Below are 20078 nucleotides of genomic sequence, written 5' to 3'. Positions count from 1 at the left end.
CGTATGCCGCAGCAGGATACCTGTACCCGCCAACCCTGAAAGGTATAATTATGCAATCCAATACAACTTCAAAAAGAAACCTGTCCTTGTGGCAGGTCGTTATTATCGGTATCGCCTATATGACACCGATGACGGTATTTGATACCTTCGGGATTGTCTCCGGAGTGACCTACGGCAGAGTACCGCTGACTTATCTGCTTGCACTGGTTGCGGTATTATTTACAGCCCAGAGTTACGGACGACTGGTCAAAGAATACCCGTCATCCGGTTCTGCCTACACTTATACCCGCAGTATATTCGGCGCTCATACGGGGTTTATGGTTGGCTGGTCGTCACTGCTGGATTATATCCTGTTACCAATGATTAACTCATTATTAGCCGGTATCTATCTGCAGTCCCTGCTACCGGCTGTACCGGTATGGGTTTCTATTCTGATATTCACCAGCCTGGTGACCTTTTTTAATTGCTGTAATATTAAAATCCTCGCCAATGCAAACTTTTTATTCGTCGGGCTGCCTGTCTTACTGATGGTGGTATTTATTTATATGGTGGTCCATGACCTGAGTAGCAGTCACGGTATTCAGCGGGTAATGACCCTCGCCCCCTTGCTTAACCAGCATCACAGTATTATGCCTCTGATTAGCGGAGCCGCTATTCTTTGTTTTTCTTATCTCGGTTTTGACGCTGTCACCACCCTGTCCGGAGAAACAGAGAATCCCTCTGGGATTATCCCGAAAGCCATTTTTTATACGGCCTTAAGTGGCGGGGTTATTTTCTTCGTCGCTGCCTGGTTTATTCAGCTTTACTACCCGGACAACTCCGCATTTAAAAATCCGACCGAGGCATTACCGGAAATTGTACTGTATGTCGGTGGCCGGTTATTCCAGTCCATATTTCTGGTGGCTATTCTGTGTAATACCTTTGCCTCAGCACTCGCCTCCCATGCCAGTTCAGCAAGGTTGCTGAATATTATGGGTAAGGAAAACCGCCTGACGTCTCCGGTATTTGGATATATTCACCCGAAGACTAACACACCTCTGTATTGTGTCCTGCTGACAGGGATCATTTCCTTAAGTTCGATATTTTTTGGTCTGGATACTGCGGTGTCGTTAATCAGCTTCGGCGCATTAGTCGCCTTCAGTTCAGTAAATATTTGCGTTATCGCAAAATTTGCCTGTCAGGAAAAAAGAGTCGCTTCATTCAGGGATATTTTTAATCACCTTATTTCACCCTGTTGCGGGTTAGCCAGCGTCGCCTTTATGTGGGTCAGCCTGGATCATGATGCCTTTGTACTGGGATCCGTATGGGCCGCAGCAGGCTTAGTCTGGGTTATTTATAACAGTGTCAGTAAATCATCAGTGATGGCCTCCGAATAAACGGGGCCAGTTATGCACAGTGTGTTTACCTGTGATTTTATTAATCTGCCGGAAATAAAAAATGGATATAAAAAATCAGTTTAGCAAGCCACAGTTAATTAATGATGCCAAAACGCTCCCTGCCAGTGATATCAGTATTAACGGGGACTGGAACTGGGTAAGACAACAGGAAGATACCCTCAAATTTGACCCCGGGATTGCCGCGAATTACTACGAGTCTACGCTCGCCCCCTGGATGTCATTTCCGCCACTGGAAACCGACAAGCAGTGTGAACTCGTAGTGATTGGCGGAGGCCTGCTGGGCGCGTCGACCGCTCTTCATCTGGCAGAGGCAGGTATCGATACGGTACTGCTGGAGAAAAACACTGTCGGTTCCGGCGCTTCCGGCCGTAACGGCGGGCAACTGACCCCGGGGCTGGCACGCTGGGAGGCTGAGTCAATGCTGGAGCATTTGCCTGAAGATGAAGCCCGCCGTCTGTGGCGTTTTACCTCTGCCGAAGCAATGTCACTGATCGATGATATCGCCAGCCGTTATCAGTTACAGCTCGACCGTCAATACGGGCATCTGACGGCAGCCGTGCATCCCGGCCATATGAATGCCCTGGTACAGGCTGCGGATGCCAGGAAATTTCTTGGCGACAGTCAGGTGACGGTGTTAGGTAATTATCAGCTTCAGGAACATATCCACTCAGATATTTACTACGGCGGGGTGCTGGATGAATGCGGCGGACAGATTCATTCTCTGGCACTGAACCGTGGCCTGATTTACGGGTTTATGCATAACGGTGGCTGTGTGCATGAACACAGTGAAGTAATAAAGATTGAAGAAACACCGGCCGGTACGCGGGTACATACCGCATCCGGCGTGATTACCGCTACCCGGGGGGTGGTGATCGCCGTCCATGACGCCACCCACGCACTGCTTAACCAAAATAACGCAACCACATTACCCTTTTATACCTATGTGGGGGTCACTTCACCAATTGACGGTGGTCACCAGACACTGCTGCCAACCGGTAAGCCGGTCTATGATACTCAGTTACAGATCGATTATTATCGCCCGGTACGGAACCAGCGTTTATTGTTCGGCGGGCAAGGCACCGGTATGCGCTGGGATAATAACCGCACAGTTGATTATCTGACTTCACGCCTGCGTACCGTGTTTTCTCAGCGCGAAGATATTGAACTGGATTTTGCCTGGAGCGGCACCACCGATTTAACCCTCAACGGTGCAACAGATTGCCGGAAATCCGGGCTAAACAGCCAGATATATTCAGTCCATGGCTGGAGCGGTCATGGGGTGGCCCAGACGGTGAGAATCGGCAAAGCGATTACCGATGATATTACCGGCAGGAATGATGACTTCCGGATGCTGACCTCGATTAAGCACACCTCGTTACTGCTTGGTCGTCAGCTGGCACCGGTCGCCATTCCGCTGGCCAAGACACTGCTGGGGATCTCGGCGAAATTAACACCGGGTAAAATGATTTCATTCTGATCCTGCCCCGCCTGTCATTCCGGTGACAGGCAGACAGGCACTACGCTTCCGGGAAGAAAATCCGGAAAAAGTCACTGTGAATAATATCTCTGTGATGCTGATACTCCACCAGCGAACCGGTCCGGTAACCCGGATGACTGGACACCATCACCCGCCCGTGGCGATTAATAATGACCGGTTTTTTCCGGCACTGACGGATCAGTGTCAGTAACTCGGCTTCAATAACGCTCACCAGCATGTCCACCACCGCCACACCTGCCAGCCTGCCGCCAGTGATTACCGGTGAAGAAGCGGTCATGGTATACGCCGAGGTGCAGATATAATCCACATACGGGCCGTGAAGATTGACGGTTTGCTGTTGCGGCTGCTTAAACCAGTCAAACGTACTGAAATCCAGCCGTTGCTGGGTGGCCTGATCCAGTTCCAGGCAAGACGTCCGGTGACTGCCCGGGCTTTTAAACCACCATTCAAGGAACCAGTAAGGCTGATGATTCTCAGCCGAATACTGATGGCTGGCGAAACCGGCACCAAAGCAATAATCGCTCTCAGTCAGAACCTGTTCTATCGCCGGGAACAGGGTTTTTCGTAACCGATTGTCCGGTAATGTCTGCGGCAAAGATTCACCGGCTGTCATACGGGTCAGCCGTTCGGCCAGTAATCGTGAAAGCTGTTGTGCAGATGCGGTGACCGCCTGCAGCAGATGGCCGGTTTTCTCTGCCAGTTGTTTTTTACATTCATCATCACTGAGCATATTGTTCACTATGTTGTATGAATACTGAATTTCAACTCGATCAGTCTGGAAATAAACTGATTAATCAGTTGTCCGGCAACCTCCATTGCCTGTAATGCTTCGTTATTACGGAATGCGGCCAGCAACTGCCGGTAACTCAGGACGACGGTACGGTGAAAGTCATCGGACTGATATAACGGGGTCACCAGTGCCGCCCATTCCGCCTGGATCATCAGTTCCTGGTTGGCAATCCGCGCCGACTGAGAGTTAGCGGCAATGGTCAGCAGACAACGCATATCTGACTGACAACGAAGTTCCGGTGTCGCTGATTGCTCAAGAGTATCAATGAACTGCGATAATCCATGGACGTCACGGTCTGTCATCCGCGACGTTGCCAGCCGTGTGGCGTGGACAAAGATCGCACAATGCCATTCACCGAGATCTGACAGATACTCAGTGCTGATATTTTGCAGCGCATCGAACGCAGACCGATCTTTGGCAATCGATTCAGCAACAAAACTGCCACCGTTACGTCCGCGGGCGGTATAAATCAGTCCTTTAGCCCGCAATGTATTCAGCGCCTCACGAATGGTGATATGGGAGACCCCCATCATCCGTGCTAAATCTGCCTCATTAGGCAGTTGCTCATTGGCTGCCAGTAAGCCGGAAATAATGGCATTCGCCAGTCGCTGAATAATCTGATCAGAACGGCTGGATTGACCAATAGGCGAGAAAATCACAGCATGAGTAATCATAGACCTCGTGATTTCTTGTGTTATTGCTTAAAAGAAAAGGGGGAATATTGATACCACAAAACCCGCCACAAATATACGTAACTCCCGCGCCGGAGCCAGAGAAAACGGGGTTGTCTGGCCAGATGCTGAACAATACAGAATATGGCAGCCCTGTGTCATTCTGCCATATTCTGATGCTGCTGATACCCGGCAGCCATATAAAAATCATATGGCACTGACCCTGTAATTTTCCACAGACCGGTGATAAAACATAATAAATATTATGTTAAAGGATATTCTCCGTGCGTAAATTATCTCACTTTATTAATAATGTTTTTCTGCCGGAAAACAGTGACCACTATTTCGAATTAATCAGTCCGGTCAACGGACAGGCATATGCCCTGTGTCCGGAAGCCGGTCCTCAGGAGGTCGATGCCGCTTACCATGCCGCGCAACAGGCGTTCCGTCTCTGGAAGAAGACCACACCGGCCGCACGACAAAAAGCATTACTGCTGCTGGCTGATGCTATAGCGCAGCATGCAGATCAGATAATTGAACTGCAGAGCCAGGAAACCGGACAACTTAAACACTTTATCCGCCAGGAAGAGATTGTGGCCTCCTGTGATACGGTCCGTTTTTTTGCCGGGGCTGCCCGCTGTCAGGAAGGTAAAGCCTCCGCAGAATATATCAGTGGTTTTAATTCAGTGATCCGCCGTGAACCTCTGGGAGTGGTCGGACAGGTCACTCCCTGGAATTACCCGTTTATGATGGCGATCTGGAAGATTGCCCCGGCCTTAGCCGCCGGTAATACTCTGGTACTGAAGCCCGGCGACACCACCCCGCTCAGCACGCTGTTACTGGCCGAAATTGCGGCGCCTTTCTTTCCTGAAGGCTGTATCAATGTCGTGCTGGGCAAAGCCGCCACCGGGGCGCTGGTGGTATCTTCGCCACAGGCCTCGCTGGTGTCGATCACCGGTTCAGTGCGTGCCGGATTACAGGTTGCTGCCTCTGCGGCCGCAAACCTGACCCGTGCCCACCTCGAACTGGGGGGAAAAGCACCGGCGATTGTCTTTGCCGATGCTGATATTCCCAAAGCCGCCAGTACCCTGTGTGCCGCTGGTTTTTTTAATGCCGGCCAGGACTGTACCGCTGCCACCCGTCTTATCGTCCAGCACAGTATTTATCCGCAGTTTCTTGAGGCAGTACTGAGCGAAATCCGTCAGCTGCGTTACGGTTTACCCGATGACACCGGCGCATTTTATGGCGCACTCAACAGTAAGCAGCAGCTGGAACAGGTGAAAGGCTTTATTGAACGCCTGCCCGCCCATGCAACAATTGAGGCCGGTGGCAAAGCGGCCGACAGTGACGGCTTTTATTTCGAACCCACCCTGATTTCCGGGCTGCATCAGCAGGATGAGGCTATTCAGCGTGAAGTGTTCGGGCCAGTGATGACTATTCAGTCTTTCGGCACTGCGGATGAGGCATTATCGATGGCGAATGATGTGGACTTTGGTCTGGCAGCCAGTGTCTGGACAAAGGATCATCGCCGCGCCCACCAGATCAGTAATGATCTTGATTTCGGTACCGTATGGATTAACAACCATATTCCTCTTTGTGCCGAAATGCCCCACGGCGGGTTTAAGAAATCAGGTTACGGCAAAGATCTGTCCGCCTACTCTCTTGAAGAATATACCCGTATCAAACATGTGATGAGTGATATTTCCTGAGGATAATACCGGTAATGAAAAAAGTGATCTGCATTATTTTTACCCTGACCACCCTGCAGAACTGTTCGGCCGCCGGGAGCCCGCAGCAGATCGTCAAAGCGTATATGGCGGCCTGGAATCAGCACCATGCACATCAGGCAGCCAGTTATTTTGCTCCGCAGGGAGTGTATTACGATGCGTCAGTGGGCAAACCAGTCACCGGCCGTTCTGCCGCAGAGCAACAGGTGATTGCTCCCTTTATGCAGGGAGTCCCGGATCTGAAATGGCAAATGACCGGCCAGCCTGTAGAGAATAACTCTGCGATTGCCTTTGAATGGGTCTTTTCCGGACATAATACGGGGAACTGGTCAGGAAGCCCGGCAACGGGTAAGGAAGTACGTTTTACCGGAGTCTCTTTTATCCGGCTAAAACAGGGAAAAATAATCTGGCAGGGGGATTATTATGATTCGGCCACCCTGAGCAGGGAGCTGAAATAAGTCAGGGCAGTGAGTCAGATACAGGGATCGAAGCGGGCCATTGGATAAAAAGTCAGCCCGCGGTACTAACCGCCGGGCTGATGTTCAGGGTTAGTGACCTTCCAGTACCAGACGGCTATCCGCCAGGATAAGCGGCTGGATCTGGTGGGTGACCAGTAAGGTTGTTTTACCTTTCACCAGCGCTTTCAGAGAGCGCAGCACCAGATCTGTGTTGGTGGCATCCAGACCCTCAGTCGGTTCATCTAATAAGATGACCGGAGCTTCAGAGAGGAATGCGCGGGCGATAGCGATCCTGCGGGCCTGACCACCGGATAAACGTGCTCCGAGTTCACCCACCAGGGTATCCAGACCGTGCGGGAATGCACGGACTTCATCATCCAGTGACACTCTGGCCAGAACCTGCCATAACCTCTCATCATCTGCATCGGGTGCCACCATCCGCAGATTGTCACGCACAGATGCATTAAACAGATAGGTTTTTTGCCCTACCACCGAAATCACCTGACGCAGCACAGGGTCAGAAAGCTCCCTGACCGGATAACCGCCGATGGAAACCGTACCGGCTTCACAATCCCAGAATCCCTGAATCAGGTTCAGTATGGTGGTCTTACCTGCCCCGCTGGGCCCCAGTAACGCCAGACAATGTCCTTCCGGTACCTGAAAACTCAGAGAGTCCAGCACCGCTGGTTTACCGGCGGCGTAACGCATCGTCACAGCAGAGAAGTCCAGATCGAAACGCTGCGGTGTCTGACTGACTGCCGGTAAGGTGATCGCCGGGCTCAGATCTGCCAGAGAGAAAATACGCCGCGCCGCTTCAAGGGTAACCCCCAATGCCGCAAACGCCGCCGGTAACGCTGCGACTGCTTCGGTACTGGCCAGCACGGCGAATACCAGCATCACAATGTCATTTCCGGCCAGCATACTCCCTTGCCCGGCAGTGATCAGCAGCACAAAGGCGCAGAACATCCCCGCCTGGCCGGCCAGTGCCGACAGGGCACTGCCCGCCGCACTGATCCACGCCTGGTGACGTTGCGCAGAAATAAGCTGCTGTGATAACTGTGACAGATGACGGGTCTGACGGCTGACTGCCCCCGCGACCTGTAACTCTCCCAAACCGCGGATCAGATCCGTTGATGCCACCTGCAAGGAAGCGCGTAATGTCGCCACCCTGTGACCGCTGTTGCGGGTGCAGCAGGCCACGATTACCGGCACAACCACCCCGGCGACTAACAGCATCATGGCATCAATGCCTGCAATTGCCGGCGAAAACCAGAACAGCACGCACAGGATAGCCAGCGATGAGATCAGGGCAGCAATTGCCGGCGCCAGAATACGCAGGTAAAAGTTATCCAGGCTATCAATGTCAGCTCTCAGCCGCGTCAGCAGGTCACCGTCACGGAATTCCTGTAACCGGGCCGGGGCCAGAGGTTCAAGACGTTTATAGAACCAGACCCGCAACACAGATAACAGCCGCAGGGTCGCATCATGGGTGACAAGACGTTCCAGATAACGGGCAAAGGTTCTCAGTACGGCTAAACCACGGATGGCAGCCGCAGGCGTGAAGAACTCAAGGGTCATTTTTCCGACCCCGGCCAGCGCCATTGAGGCAATAAACCAGCCGGACAGTGACAACAGCGTCACATTAGACAGGATAACCACTACCGACAGTAGTATTCCGCCTGCCATCCGCCACCGCCACGGCCGCGCCAGTTTTAACAGATGACGTAAGTCATTCATTCTGTCGCTCCTTTCTGCAAACGTTCCAGCCCGGCAAGAACACCGCCAGCCTGTAACAGCTCTGCAGGTTTACCTGATTCAATCACCCTGCCCTGTTCCATGACCAGCACATAGTCTGCCAGCGTCGCAACGGAAGTATCATGGGTGATCACCAGCCGTGCTGAGTCCGGTAAGCTGTCAACCAGTGACGCCATCATCTGTTGCGCCGTGTGGCTGTCCAGCGACGCTGTCGGTTCATCAAGGATCAGTAACGGTGGTTTCGTCAGTACCGCACGCGCCATCGCGACCCGCTGGATCTGGCCTCCGGATAGCCCTTGTCCGCCGTCACCCACCTGAGTGGCATAACCTTCGGCCAAGCCGTTGATAAAGGTGTCTGCCTGTGCCAGCTGCGCGGCAGCGAACAACTGACTTTCACTGGCCTGCGGGTGTGCCAGACAAATATTGTCAGCAACAGAACCGGCAAATAATGTCGGCCGCTGGGGGAGCCAGCCGATCTGTTTTTGCCAGTCCTGCAGACTCAGATCCGACAGATTATGCCCGTCAATCAGGATCTGGCCGGTCGCCGGACTGATAAAGCGTAACAGTAACCTGGCAAGGGTGGTTTTACCGGCACCACTCGCCCCGACAATCGCCAGTGTCTCTCCGCGACGCAGGGTGAAAGAGATATCTTCAATACCGGCACCTTGCTGGTGCTGATAACCCAGACCTTCAACACGAATTTCCTGCGGCGCATTGGCTGGCAATGCTTTCGCGGCAGGCTGTTCCGCAGGCTGCGTATTCAGAATATCCAGCAGACCCTCGGTGGCACCAATCGCATCCATACGGGCATGATAATGGGCCCCCAGGTCACGCAGCGGCCGGAAGAATTCAGGTGCCAGTAATAAGGCAAACAGCCCTGGCAGGAATGCCAGCTCACCATAATAGAGACGGAAACCGACATAGACAGCCACCATAGCGGTACTGATGGTGGCAAAAAATTCCAGAACCAGAGAAGAAAGAAAGGCAATACGCAGTACTTTCATCGTCGTCTGACGATAATTTTCCGAGATTGCTTCAATAATTGCCGCCTGACGACGGGCTGCGTTGGTCTGCCGAAGGGTAGTCAGGCCGGCAATTACATCAAAAAAGTGGGCACTCATCAGGCTGAGCTTACGCCATTGTCTGAGGCTGACTTTTTCCGCGCCTTTCCCGACAATAATCATAAACAGCGGCACTAAGGGCGCGGTCACCAGCATAATCAGTCCGGAAATCCAGTCGGCAGGGAATAATGCCACCAGGATTGCCAGCGGAACGATACCGATAATGATTTTTTGCGGCAGGAAAGCGGAAAAATAGGTTTCGATAGCTTCAACACCTTCCCCCAGCGTACTGGCGAGGCTGCCGGTACGTTGCTGCTGACTCCAGGAGGGACCGAGTGCTGAGATACGTTCAAGTAAGGTTGCACGCAATGTCTGACGGATACGGGCAGCGCTTTCGAAAGCAAAGCCCTGACGCAGCATATCCAGACCTGCACGCAGGATCATGACGACCGGCAGCAGCCAGATCGCCGGAAACAGGCCGGACAATCCTTTGCCGCCAATAACAACCCCGCTGATCAGCCATGCCAGCAACCAGCACTGGACAATCATCATCACAGCACTGAGTGTTGCCATGGTGACCGACAGGGAAAAGAGCGCACCAGCCTGGCGACGCTGGCTTGAAAGCCAGCGTTCCGCCAGGCGAGCGGCCGCTCCACTAATAGGTGGGCGAGACGACATAATGGGTTTAGTGTCCGTAGCCAACCAGTTTAGAGATACGGCCGCGGAATACCCAAATCTGATACCAGTTATACATCAGCATTACCGGTACAAACCCACCCATGGTCAGGGTGAAGGTAATCAGGGACACCTGCGGGCTGGCACCTGCCCAGACAGTCCAGGTATTCGGCACAATCCACGGGAACATGGTCAGCAGCATACCAAAACCAAGGATCAGCGCAGCACCGTTAAACCACAGGATAGCCGCCAGATCTTTATCTTTCAGGGTGTCACGGCGCACTTTCTCAATACAGAACAGTGCAATCAGACCGAACAGTCCCCAGATCCAGAAATGCGGACCAAACCATTTCGCACGTGCCCAGTCGAAGTCCACTGCACTCCAGATCCAGGTGACAACAACGGCGATAATCGCTAGCCAGAAGATACCGGCAGTCCAGCGGGCAGCAATCTGACGCAGCGGTTCGGTTTTTTCAAAACGGGCCCGTACAAACAACACCCCGGATAAGGTCATGGCAATACAGGAAGCCACACCTGTCCAGATAGAGAACGCCGAGATGAAGTTAAAGGCACCGCCCGCATAATGCGGAACACCCACTGCCGGATTATCCAGCGCAAAGCCTTTCAGGATGGCACCGACACTCATACCACCAAAGAAAGTCACGGTCAGACTGGCAATACCGAATACGCCATCAGAGAAACGCTGCCAGAACGGCGACGCCAGATGACGGAATTCCAGTGCCACAGCACGGGACATAATGCCCCATAATACCAGTGCCATTGGCACCATCAGGTAGCTGAATGCTGAACCGTAAACAAACGGGAAGGTACCGAACATAATACCACCGGCTACGATCAGCCAGGTTTCATTAGCATCCCAGGTACCAGCCATCGCCGCCATAATCGCGCCGCGTTCGTCATGATCTTTTACAAACAGCGAGAAGATACCCGCCCCGAGATCTGCGCCGTCAAGCGCAATGTATAACAGCACGCTGACACCGAACGCCAGCCACCAGGCAACTGTCAGAAATTGCTGAGTATGTGTAAGCATATCCATGAGTGTGTTCTCCGTATCAGACCGGTCTTATGTATTCGGGATGATCAGCATGCTCGCCTTCCGGCAGATCAATGTGACCAAGGTGCTCATGACCTTCACCCGGGATTTTGCTGGTTAAATCAGGGCCCTGGCGAACAACTTTCGCGAGGAACCAAATCGTACCGGCAACAACCGCTGATTCGAAGATTGCAAAACCGACCAGCCAGAAAATTGCCAGGCCAGTCGTCATTGCACTCATACCATCTTCAGTACGCATCAGTCCGTAAACAATCCACGGCTGACGACCAATTTCACGTGTCCACCAGCCGGCGATAATCGCCAGATAAGGCAGTACCACCATCGCAACGGCAATCATCAGGAACCATTTGTTGCCTGACGCTTTTTCCGCAGTCATACGACGACGGGACATCAGCCACAGGCCCCACAAGCTGACCAGCAGAATAGCACCACCCGCTGCAGCCATGACACGGAAGGTATAAAACGGTAATGCGACCGGTGGCTGTTCATCTTTAGGGAAGCTGTTCAGTCCGCGTACCGGGCCATTCCAGGTTTTGGTTTCGATCAGGCTCAGACCGTGCGGAATAGAAACAGACCACGCCAGACCGGTACCTTCTTTGTTCGGCCAGCCGATAATGTTCCAGGCATTGTTGACCTGGCCTTCGGCATTGTAGGCATCATACTGCCCTTCCATCGCAGCCAGCGCGGCTGGTTTATGCTCGAGCACATTTTCACCCAGCACATCACCCATATAGATCTGCGCAGCAGAGACAACCGCCAGCGCGACCAGGGAATATTTCAGAGGCTTCAGGAAAATGTCGATATGGCGGCGTTTAAGTACGTAAAACGCACAGACCGCGACAACGAAGGTCAGAGATAACTCAAAACTTGCCAGCAGCATGTGCGGGAAAGCCGAGCTGACATTCGGGTTGAGCAGTGCAGCAACCCAGTCGGTGACAACGAAGATACCATTCTTCAGTTCGATACCGGTCGGGGTTTGCATCCACGAGTTCGCGACCAGAATCCACATGGCCGATAAGGTGGAAGACAGGGCCACGTTGAAGGTGGCAAACAGGTGCATCCTGCGACTGATTTTGCCCCAGCCAAAAATCATCAGACCGATAAAACCGGCCTCATACATAAAGGCGGTGATGGTTTCATACCCCAGCACCTGACCAAAGAACGGTCCGGCGGCCTGGGAGAATCGGCCATAAAGGATACCAAAAGCCATTTCCATGGTAACCCCGGTAGCCACACCGGCACCGAAGTTGATGATGAACAGCTTTTCAAAAAAACGACATATGCGATACCACTTCTCATCATTTTTTCTGACCCACATAACTTCAGCGATGAACAGAAGCAGGGCCAGACCGATGGTCAGTGGCGGATAAATTATATGAACTGATGAGATAAACGCGAAGTCAATACGCGTAATCAGCGATGTGAGATCATTACTTAACATTGCTATCTTCTTTTGTATTAAGTGACCGTATTAGCCCGCGACACCTATATGCCCTTTCCCTTATCAGGCAGGTAAAATGATAAGAGCAGAACAGGAAGAGTAGAAACAAGGTGTCGCACCATCCTTTTTCTCTTAACGCCGTGGTACTCCTATAGCGCATATCCCTGTACAGAAATCATACACAGGATAAAATTCGTCACTACCCCCATACCATTGCCAACATGAGGGTACAACAACGCTCACAAAGAAGCCTTTGCCGACGAAACTTATTGGATAAGCGCTATGCAGTACCCGGCGACAAGCAAATTACTGTTGAATCTGAATTTGCTTATATAGAGATGTACCCAGATTTTAGAGACGCATATATTGTCAAAAGAGCACAATAACTGGTTCTGTGTAGTCCGAATGAAGCCCAGTATATTCCTCTAGCCCCGGATCCTGTCAAGAAAAATGTAGGGAAACTGATATTTTGTTGCGGGGTGTATTATATTCATTCACAACAAAGATAATATTCATGGCTGAGTGAATCAATTGTAACCAAAAGAAAATTATTCCTTAATTGCCCGCGGATTAAAAATTATCTTCCCGCATCTTACATCGATAACACTGATGATATTTTAATGTTTTAAATCATAAGTTTATCTTAATGTCCATCCCGGCAATTAATGCCGTTTTTCTGTGGCTAATATTCAGAAGTCGCACAACAGCATTAATACCAGCGATGTATAATAACTTACAGGTAATATAAAAACAGATAACCCGCGGGAAAAAAACATCATTATTAATACCATAAGGTAAACACAAAAAATAATTATCACTACATTTAATAACTAATATAACTTTTCCGTAACATTTAGCTATTGAGAATAAGAATTTATTCTCCGTGAGCCTGAGAAAAGTAGCGGATAATTGCATAAAAGGTGTACCGCCGACCATCACTACTCAGCATGCTGTTGTCGCGTATCGCACCACAGCCGCCCCGCACTATCTCCCGGCACCTGAGCAGAACAGGCGCAGCCACGGCTATTTAGCTAATCGACTGACAGGCTATAACAGAGAGTATGCTGATCAGCCCTCTCTTTTAATGCTTGTTGCGCACTGTGGCAGTTTTTGAACACCCGTAAAGGTTGCCACTGTAGCCCGTCTCATGCTGCCGCAGCGAGGCACGACTGATCCCCCGCCCCTGTCATCAGGATATACAACGGTTTCAGTTTATGCAGCCGTTTAGCCTCACCGGGATAAGGCGGATGTGATAATCAGCCGGCGATACTGGCTTTTCCCGCTACAGGCTCCGGGCTATGCTATCCGCCTCCAGTGAAGAGGAACGGACAGCAGATGAACAACCTGATTTATTCGATTATCCAGCCGGAAATGCAGCAAGTCTGTCAGCCGGTCAGTCACTTTGATGCTCAGCTGGCACAGGATATTGCCAGTATCCGCGAGGCCATGCACACCCACCAGCAATCCGCTCTGGCGGCAATCCAGCTGGGGATAGCCAGACAAATAGTCGTTATTGATATCACCGATGAACAGGCGCGCCGCCAGAACTATGTCTTAATTAACCCGGTCATTACTGCCCTGTCGGCAGAAACAGCAGCTTTTAAAGAGCAATGTCCTTCACTGCCCGGAGAGACCATAGAAACACGGCGCCCGGTTGCCATCAGTGTCAACTACCGCGACCCTGAAGGGCACCCGAAACAGCTGGATGCACAGGGATATCTGGCAGTATTTCTGCAACATACCCTTGACCATCTTCAGGGACGTTCGCCCGCCAGCTATCTGTCGCCATTGAAAAAACAACGGCTACTGACCCGGCTACACAAACAGCTGAAAAAATAATCCCCCGGTCTGCCGTTAACTGGGCAGGTGAAATATTATTAATATATTACCTGCTGCTTTTATATATATTAAGTATTAACGATGGGTTATATATAACATTAAAGCATTAATAGCCTGGAAATATATCCGCAGTGTCGGTTTTCCCTGCTTACCGGGTTACACTATGCCCCCGTTGTGATAACAGACCAGCAATATATTATTAATAACGGTGAGTAATAATATACACAGCCGTCAATAATATCCGGATAAGGTACAGTGATCATGCTTAAAAATAAAAAAAACCGCCATTTTATCTGTGGCGTCGTGGTGGTTGCCTGTATCGTATCAGCCATTATGATCAGAGCGATCATTGGCGGTGCCATCGAAGAATATCACCTCCCCTTCAGTCAATGGCCGGCAAGTCTCTGTGTAACACAGTTCTTTATGATCCTGATTTACACCACCGTGTTTACCGGATTACTGTCGATTCCCCTGTGGTATTTTTTCCTCGGCGAAAATGATCAGCAACAGTGATAATAGCCGTCAGTACCGTGACTGCCGGTAAACCGAGGGACTGACGCCACAACAGACGCGAAAACGGTTACTGAAGTGACTCAGGGACGAGAAACCACAGTCGTACGCAATATCAGTTAAGCTGAGTTGTGTTTTTCTGAGTAACTGCCGGGCCTTATCCATACGTTGCTGCATCACATACTGGTGGGGAGACTGGCCGGTGGTCTGACGGAACATGCGCGCAAAGTGGTAATCACTGAGCGCGGCTTCTGCCGCCAAATCAGCCAGTGTCAGTGGCTGACTGAGGTTATCCGCGATAAATGCCTGTACCCTTTTCAGCACCTGTGGTGCAAGCCCTCCGCGGACTACCGGTAATGGCCAGTTAACCCTGCTGTACTGCTGCACCAGCCCTGTCATCAGCAGAGTGCTGGCGGTGCTTAGCATCAGATGATTAGCGGGTTGCTGCCAGTCACAGCTCAGCAGAAAGTGCCGATAGAGATGGGTAATTCGCGGATCTTCCGCAAAAACTTTTTCGTCCAGTGCCAGCTGTAATGGCGCACGGTCCCATATTTTTTCGGCCAGTTGCAGTAAATGTTGTTCGGTACAGTAGAGATGGACAAATGATAATCTCGCCCTGACATCCCATGATGATTCACTGTTGGCCGGCATCAGACAGAAACGATCGGGCCCGCCCCCGTTACGCCAGCCATGAGGGGTTTTGTGCCAGGTATCATAGCCATCTGCAATATACAGGCTGAGAGTATGATGGTTACTGTGGTTAGTCACCCGGTCATTACGATTAAACCACGAAGCCAGCTGAATGCCGCTGTCCAGTGTCACTGATTCACGCAGCATCGCTTTATGCCGATGCAGAATATCAAAGGTCTGATACGACATTTTATCTCCTTGCTCCCCGCTAATGCCGCCAGTGTAATCTGCGGCCGGATACGCTGCCAGTCCTGCTACTGCATCCGCGAAAAAAAGCGCAGGGATCTGCAAGCTGACCGCAGAAAAATAAAAGCTGTCACTCTCCCCTGCCCTGCATACTGACCGGAATAAGGAGAAACACAGATGAACATATTACTTTATTTTACGGTCGTTATAATTTGGGGGACCACCTGGATAGGAATCTTTGTCCAGCAACACAGCGCAGCGGTTCCGGTTCCGGTCGCGGTTTTCTGGCGGTTTCTACTGGCTGCCACTGTACTGCTGATGGCCTTAACGCTGACCGGCCGCCTGAAAAAATTATCAGCTAACACTCACTTCTGCTGTGCAGTACAGGGATGCTGTACCTTTGGTATTAACTTTATCTGCTTCTATTATGCGGCCGGGTGGATTAATAGTGGCCTTGAGTCGGTTATTTTCTCTATGGCTGTTATTTATAATACGCTCAACAGCTGGCTTTTTTTCCGGCAAAAACCGCCGCGGCAATTTCTTCCGGCCCTGCTCCTCGGGCTCGGCGGAATGGTGGTGATGTTCTGGCCCCGGTTAATGGAAAATCATAACTCGCCCCATTTACTGGCCGGCATCGGTCTCTGTGCTCTGGGCACTTTCGGGTTTTCTCTGGGTAATATGATGAGTGTCCGTCACCAGCGACAGCAGCAGGATATGCTGACAACAACCGGATATGCGATGCTGTATGGTGCACTGCTGATGGCGATGGTCAGTATCGTGGCGGGGTATTCGCTGGCTCCTGCATTCGACTATCGCTGGCTGGCCGCCGTCAGTTACCTGGCAATTATCGGTTCGGTATTTGGCTTCGGGGCGTATTTCACCCTGCTGGCGCGGATTGGGGCGGCAAAGGCCAGTTGGTGCACCCTGTTATTCCCGCTGGTCGCCCTCGCCATTTCGGCACGCTATGAAGGTTTTGTCTGGCAGCCCCATTCAGTCGCCGGGTTGTTATTTATCACGCTGGCTAATCTGATTATGTTTGTCCGCCGGCCGGCCAGACCACGGACCAGCATCGCCTGATATAGTAAGGGTATCAATGGCTGAGCAGGCCATTCATACCCTGCCGCAGGCATTTCATTCCCCGAAAATGGCACTTCATGGTGTAATCCCACATAAATTGTGGTAATTAATTATTCTGTAAGCAGACCATAAATCTCCGCGAGCATAATAATGAAAATGAATAGCCATCCCCCCGCAGCCAGCCGCTGGCTGACTTTAGCAGGGACGATCATTACCCAGTTTGCTTTAGGTTCTGTATATACCTGGAGCCTGTTCAATCAGCCATTATCAGAAAAGCTTTCAGCCTCTGTCAGTCAGGTGGCCCTCGCTTTCGGGGTACTCAGTCTGACCCTGGCTCTGGCCTCGTCGATGGCCGGGAAGCTGCAGGAACGTTTCGGCGTTCGCAGGGTGACTCTGGGTGCCGGTATTTTACTGGCGATCGGTTTTTTCCTGACCGCCGTCGTATCATCCGTATGGATGCTCTATCTGAGTGCCGGTATTCTGGTGGGTGTTGCCGTAGGCGCAGGCTATCTGCTGACCTTGTCTAACTGTGTTAAATGGTTTCCTGAACACCGGGGGGTGATCTCTGCCTGCGCGATTGGTGCTTACGGGCTGGGCAGTCTGGTGTTTAAATTTATCTGCAGTTATCTGCTGGCCCACCAGACCCTCGGACACACCTTTATGATTTGGGGAGTGATTACCATGCTAATGATTACTGCCGGTGCACTGCTGATGAATGATGCGCCGCGCAGTGAGCAGCCAGCAGGTACGCTGACCACCAACGATTTCAGCCTGGCTGAAGCAATACGCCAGCCACAATACTGGATGCTGGCCCTGATGTTCCTTACCGCCTGTATGAGTGGTCTGTATGTCATAGGGATTGCAAAAGATATCGGGCAGAACCTGGTCCATTTGTCGGCACTGACCGCAGCGAATGCTGTTACTGTGATTGCCGTGGCTAACCTGGCCGGGCGTCTGGTGCTCGGGGTACTCTCCGATAAACTGCCGCGTATCCGTGTTATTTCCCTGGCGCAGGTGATTTCTCTGGCGGGCATGGCATTACTGCTGTTTACCAGACTCAACGAAAATACCTTTTTACTGTCTGTTGCCTGTATTGCCTTTAGTTTCGGCGGAACGATCACCGTCTTCCCGTCACTGGTCAGCGATTTCTTCGGCCTGAATAATCTGGCAAAAAACTACGGTGTTATTTACCTCGGGTTTGGGATCGGCAGTATTCTTGGCTCGCTGGTGGCATCACTGTTTGGCGGTTTTATGGTGACCTTTATACTGATTATGGTGTTACTGGTGGCTTCCCTGATATTGTCAGTCACTGTCCGCCAGCCGGCACTGTCACCCGCCGCTACAGCCCCCGCATTACAGCACTGAGTCCGGGATAATCCCCCCACCCAGTACAGGGGGGAGCAGTTCAGACTTAATTTTTGATCCCATAATTGCACTGGAACCAGCGGGTTTTTTCACCCGGCCAGCCACTGTCTTGTTCCGGGAGGGGTTCAACCTTGTCAAAACCATGCTGATGGCAATAGTCTCTGACGGTAGTGTTCAGTGCCGGCAAGTCAACGGCTCCGGGTGTGTAACGAAACTGCAGACTGTGTGACGGTTTATCTGTCGCAACCTGCGCATACCCCCCCGGGTACTGGCGGGCACATCCGCTGAGTAATGCTGTGATCAGGCCTCCACACCACACGGCCATCAGTGTCTTTTTGATCATGCCTATTCTTATCAGAGTAAATAATTAAGTATTATTAATCTAAACTATCCGCAGCGCCTGCCAATCAGATTTTCCTGTGATAGCGATACCCTGCGGATAAATAGGAATATTCTTGCGGCGGAAGCGAGGTGTTCACAAAATCGGCGATTAATCGGCGCTGACAACCATCATACGCAACAGGTTGGCCGACTGTGCCACCGGCAGTTTTAAAATGGTCTGGTACAAATCAATTGTCATCGCACACAGAGTCTGATGATCCGATGAAGTGTCTCCGGGTTCATTAAGTTGTTTCAACTGATTACCCCAGCGGGTATACAGGGCAGTGACAACCTGTTTCAGGGTATCGCTGGCCATTTTTCTGTCCAGCGGTTTATCCGGCCCCTCACTGGTGAGCAATAATTGTTCCATCGCCTGTGCATCACGGGCATTCAGTGCCGGGGACAGTAACTGAACCAGATTCACCCCGCCATTCACCTGGGGATACAGAAAACGAAAACAGTCTTCGGCCGAGATTTTATCCAGTGCCTGCATCTCATCAACAGAAACTGTAATATAATCAATGACTGCCTGATCACTGGCGCGGCCAATACGCTGGTTAACCACATCTGCCAGCATCCCCCGTAATTGCCCTGCAGCCTCAGGAACACTCTCTCCCCGGGTGACTGAATGTAAGAAGGCCTGTTCTAATACCGGCCATAATGCGGGTTCCTGCTGTTTAAGGATCCGATAGCCGGGCAATGCTGCCAGTTGCGCCAGAGAATGTTGTGCTGCCAGTGCAGCATCACGCTGTGGTTTACAGACATAAAACCAGACCAGATTTCCCAGCAGCACCGGTAAGATCACCAGCAACAGGCCTGCCCGCAGGGACAGGTATTTTTTGCGTACCAGCAAGCTCAGCAATAACCCTGTAATAACCAGGGCAATCAGCGAGGGAAGTAGCGTTTCAGTCATAGGGGGGATAAAGACTCATTGGTAACGTCAACCAGTACCGGGCAATGTGCTTTTTCAATGACAGCTGCACTGACAGACCCTTTCAGTATTCGGTTGAACGAAGAGAGATGACGACGCCCCATAATGATCATTGACGCACTCAGACGATCAGCCTGTTCAACGATCGTGGCAGCAGGGTCGCCACTGCAAATTAATCCACGGGCCGGAATACCCGCTTCGGCAAACGGATTCAGAGCATAACGAAGTATCTGTTCTGCCGAGTTTTGATTGTCCAGCGCATTCAGCGATAAAGATCCGCTTTCGGCCGTATCAATTTCTATCGGCTGATTGCCGTAAAGATCATCGGCGGCCACACAACAAATGATCACTACTTCCGCCTGATGGGCGCTCGCCTCTTGCAGGGTCGTTTTAATGATTTTTTCTGCCATTGAGGCCTGACGATCAACCGCCATTAATAATGTTTTCATTCTGCAGCTCCATTCCGGACATTCAGGAGATACCGGCAGACTTTGTTCAGGCCTGTCATGATGACCACTGACCTGTCAGATCCTCCGGCACGCGTAATGTAT

18 protein-coding genes are annotated in these 20078 nt (G+C 51.4%); 8 read left to right on the top strand and 10 right to left on the bottom strand.

All coding sequences use genetic code 11. The annotated features are described in order from the left end of the window. The first annotated feature begins 50 nt into the window (after positions 1–50). A complete protein-coding gene (locus tag JK198_RS11535) occupies positions 51–1376 on the top strand; it encodes an APC family permease (RefSeq protein ID WP_212708501.1) in 1326 nt (441 codons plus the stop codon). 61 nt (positions 1377–1437) lie between these two features. Continuing rightward, complete coding sequence (locus JK198_RS11530) at positions 1438–2874, top strand: FAD-binding oxidoreductase (protein WP_212708500.1); 1437 nt, start codon at positions 1438–1440, stop codon at positions 2872–2874. Between the two features lie 40 nt (positions 2875–2914). On the opposite strand, the gene JK198_RS11525 is transcribed toward JK198_RS11530, so the two are convergent. Both JK198_RS11525 and JK198_RS11520 read right to left on the bottom strand, forming a co-directional pair. Next, positions 2915–3634: a cache domain-containing protein gene (locus tag JK198_RS11525; protein WP_212708499.1), complete on the bottom strand. Its 720-nt coding sequence runs from the start codon at positions 3632–3634 to the stop codon at positions 2915–2917. After that, positions 3634–4359: a GntR family transcriptional regulator gene (locus tag JK198_RS11520; protein ID WP_212708498.1), complete on the bottom strand. Its 726-nt coding sequence runs from the start codon at positions 4357–4359 to the stop codon at positions 3634–3636. The genes JK198_RS11525 and JK198_RS11520 overlap by 1 nt, the downstream gene beginning before the upstream one ends. A 281-nt stretch (positions 4360–4640) precedes the next feature. On the opposite strand from JK198_RS11520, the gene JK198_RS11515 reads away from it, so the two are divergent. After that, positions 4641–6065 carry a gamma-aminobutyraldehyde dehydrogenase gene (locus JK198_RS11515; protein ID WP_212708497.1) on the top strand — a complete coding sequence of 475 codons (1425 nt, stop codon included), beginning with the start codon at positions 4641–4643 and terminating at the stop codon, positions 6063–6065. A 14-nt stretch (positions 6066–6079) separates the two neighbouring features. Beyond that, on the top strand, positions 6080–6541 hold the full coding sequence (locus JK198_RS11510) for an ester cyclase (protein ID WP_212708496.1): 462 nt from the start codon (positions 6080–6082) through the stop codon (positions 6539–6541). A gap of 90 nt (positions 6542–6631) precedes the next feature. Here the strand turns inward: JK198_RS11510 and cydC are convergent, their stop codons facing one another. Genes cydC through JK198_RS11490 form a run of 4 tightly spaced genes read right to left on the bottom strand, consistent with a single transcriptional unit; the run spans position 6632 to position 12548 of the window. Continuing rightward, the gene (gene cydC / locus JK198_RS11505) at positions 6632–8278 is read right to left on the bottom strand and encodes a thiol reductant ABC exporter subunit CydC (protein WP_212708495.1); all 1647 of its coding nucleotides are present in this window, start codon (positions 8276–8278) and stop codon (positions 6632–6634) included. Further along, positions 8275–10035 carry a thiol reductant ABC exporter subunit CydD gene (cydD, locus tag JK198_RS11500; RefSeq protein WP_212708494.1) on the bottom strand — a complete coding sequence of 587 codons (1761 nt, stop codon included), beginning with the start codon at positions 10033–10035 and terminating at the stop codon, positions 8275–8277. Before cydD ends, cydC begins: the two co-directional genes overlap by 4 nt. A gap of 7 nt (positions 10036–10042) precedes the next feature. Next, positions 10043–11089, bottom strand: a complete 1047-nt coding sequence (locus tag JK198_RS11495; protein WP_212708493.1) for a cytochrome d ubiquinol oxidase subunit II — start codon at positions 11087–11089, stop codon at positions 10043–10045. Between the two features lie 16 nt (positions 11090–11105). Beyond that, positions 11106–12548, bottom strand: coding sequence for a cytochrome ubiquinol oxidase subunit I (locus tag JK198_RS11490; RefSeq protein WP_212708492.1), 1443 nt, complete (start codon positions 12546–12548; stop codon positions 11106–11108). A gap of 1335 nt (positions 12549–13883) precedes the next feature. On the opposite strand from JK198_RS11490, the gene def reads away from it, so the two are divergent. Further along, a complete protein-coding gene (gene def / locus JK198_RS11485) occupies positions 13884–14387 on the top strand; it encodes a peptide deformylase (protein WP_212708491.1) in 504 nt (167 codons plus the stop codon). Between the two features lie 261 nt (positions 14388–14648). Beyond that, positions 14649–14900 carry a DUF2534 family protein gene (locus JK198_RS11480; RefSeq protein ID WP_212708490.1) on the top strand — a complete coding sequence of 84 codons (252 nt, stop codon included), beginning with the start codon at positions 14649–14651 and terminating at the stop codon, positions 14898–14900. Positions 14901–14909: 9 nt separating this feature from the next. On the opposite strand, the gene JK198_RS11475 is transcribed toward JK198_RS11480, so the two are convergent. Then, positions 14910–15776 carry an AraC family transcriptional regulator gene (locus JK198_RS11475; RefSeq protein WP_212708489.1) on the bottom strand — a complete coding sequence of 289 codons (867 nt, stop codon included), beginning with the start codon at positions 15774–15776 and terminating at the stop codon, positions 14910–14912. A gap of 174 nt (positions 15777–15950) precedes the next feature. Here JK198_RS11475 and JK198_RS11470 point away from each other — a divergent pair, with 174 nt between their 5' ends. Beyond that, positions 15951–16850: a DMT family transporter gene (locus tag JK198_RS11470; protein ID WP_212708488.1), complete on the top strand. Its 900-nt coding sequence runs from the start codon at positions 15951–15953 to the stop codon at positions 16848–16850. Positions 16851–17006: 156 nt separating this feature from the next. Next, positions 17007–18215, top strand: coding sequence for an OFA family MFS transporter (locus JK198_RS11465; RefSeq protein WP_212708516.1), 1209 nt, complete (start codon positions 17007–17009; stop codon positions 18213–18215). 46 nt (positions 18216–18261) lie between these two features. Here JK198_RS11465 and JK198_RS11460 read toward each other — a convergent pair whose 3' ends face one another. The 3 genes from JK198_RS11460 to JK198_RS11450 form a co-directional block, all read right to left on the bottom strand. Continuing rightward, positions 18262–18558, bottom strand: coding sequence for a hypothetical protein (locus JK198_RS11460; RefSeq protein WP_249213314.1), 297 nt, complete (start codon positions 18556–18558; stop codon positions 18262–18264). Positions 18559–18705: 147 nt separating this feature from the next. Further along, the gene (locus JK198_RS11455) at positions 18706–19509 is read right to left on the bottom strand and encodes a hypothetical protein (protein ID WP_212708487.1); all 804 of its coding nucleotides are present in this window, start codon (positions 19507–19509) and stop codon (positions 18706–18708) included. Continuing rightward, positions 19506–19976, bottom strand: a complete 471-nt coding sequence (locus JK198_RS11450; RefSeq protein ID WP_212708486.1) for a universal stress protein — start codon at positions 19974–19976, stop codon at positions 19506–19508. The genes JK198_RS11455 and JK198_RS11450 overlap by 4 nt, the downstream gene beginning before the upstream one ends. Positions 19977–20078 lie beyond the last annotated feature (102 nt).

It is taken from the genome of Tatumella sp. JGM91 (assembly GCF_018257575.1).
Classification (GTDB): domain Bacteria; phylum Pseudomonadota; class Gammaproteobacteria; order Enterobacterales; family Enterobacteriaceae; genus Tatumella; species Tatumella punctata.
This window is presented reverse-complemented; position numbering and strand designations above follow the sequence as displayed.

What these genes read in the sequence shown, in the direction of transcription:
- JK198_RS11495 (WP_212708493.1), bottom strand. Translation starts at nt 11,089, where the DNA reads ATGGATATGCTTACACATACTCAGCAATTTCTGACAGTTGCCTGGTGG.
- JK198_RS11450 (WP_212708486.1), bottom strand. Translation starts at nt 19,976, where the DNA reads ATGAAAACATTATTAATGGCGGTTGATCGTCAGGCCTCAATGGCAGAA.
- JK198_RS11535 (WP_212708501.1), top strand. Translation starts at nt 51, where the DNA reads ATGCAATCCAATACAACTTCAAAAAGAAACCTGTCCTTGTGGCAGGTC.
- JK198_RS11520 (WP_212708498.1), bottom strand. Translation starts at nt 4,359, where the DNA reads ATGATTACTCATGCTGTGATTTTCTCGCCTATTGGTCAATCCAGCCGT.
- JK198_RS11465 (WP_212708516.1), top strand. Translation starts at nt 17,007, where the DNA reads ATGAATAGCCATCCCCCCGCAGCCAGCCGCTGGCTGACTTTAGCAGGG.
- JK198_RS11470 (WP_212708488.1), top strand. Translation starts at nt 15,951, where the DNA reads ATGAACATATTACTTTATTTTACGGTCGTTATAATTTGGGGGACCACC.
- JK198_RS11490 (WP_212708492.1), bottom strand. Translation starts at nt 12,548, where the DNA reads ATGTTAAGTAATGATCTCACATCGCTGATTACGCGTATTGACTTCGCG.
- JK198_RS11510 (WP_212708496.1), top strand. Translation starts at nt 6,080, where the DNA reads ATGAAAAAAGTGATCTGCATTATTTTTACCCTGACCACCCTGCAGAAC.
- JK198_RS11455 (WP_212708487.1), bottom strand. Translation starts at nt 19,509, where the DNA reads ATGACTGAAACGCTACTTCCCTCGCTGATTGCCCTGGTTATTACAGGG.
- cydD (WP_212708494.1), bottom strand. Translation starts at nt 10,035, where the DNA reads ATGTCGTCTCGCCCACCTATTAGTGGAGCGGCCGCTCGCCTGGCGGAA.
- JK198_RS11530 (WP_212708500.1), top strand. Translation starts at nt 1,438, where the DNA reads ATGGATATAAAAAATCAGTTTAGCAAGCCACAGTTAATTAATGATGCC.
- JK198_RS11460 (WP_249213314.1), bottom strand. Translation starts at nt 18,558, where the DNA reads ATGATCAAAAAGACACTGATGGCCGTGTGGTGTGGAGGCCTGATCACA.
- JK198_RS11480 (WP_212708490.1), top strand. Translation starts at nt 14,649, where the DNA reads ATGCTTAAAAATAAAAAAAACCGCCATTTTATCTGTGGCGTCGTGGTG.
- JK198_RS11475 (WP_212708489.1), bottom strand. Translation starts at nt 15,776, where the DNA reads ATGTCGTATCAGACCTTTGATATTCTGCATCGGCATAAAGCGATGCTG.
- def (WP_212708491.1), top strand. Translation starts at nt 13,884, where the DNA reads ATGAACAACCTGATTTATTCGATTATCCAGCCGGAAATGCAGCAAGTC.
- cydC (WP_212708495.1), bottom strand. Translation starts at nt 8,278, where the DNA reads ATGAATGACTTACGTCATCTGTTAAAACTGGCGCGGCCGTGGCGGTGG.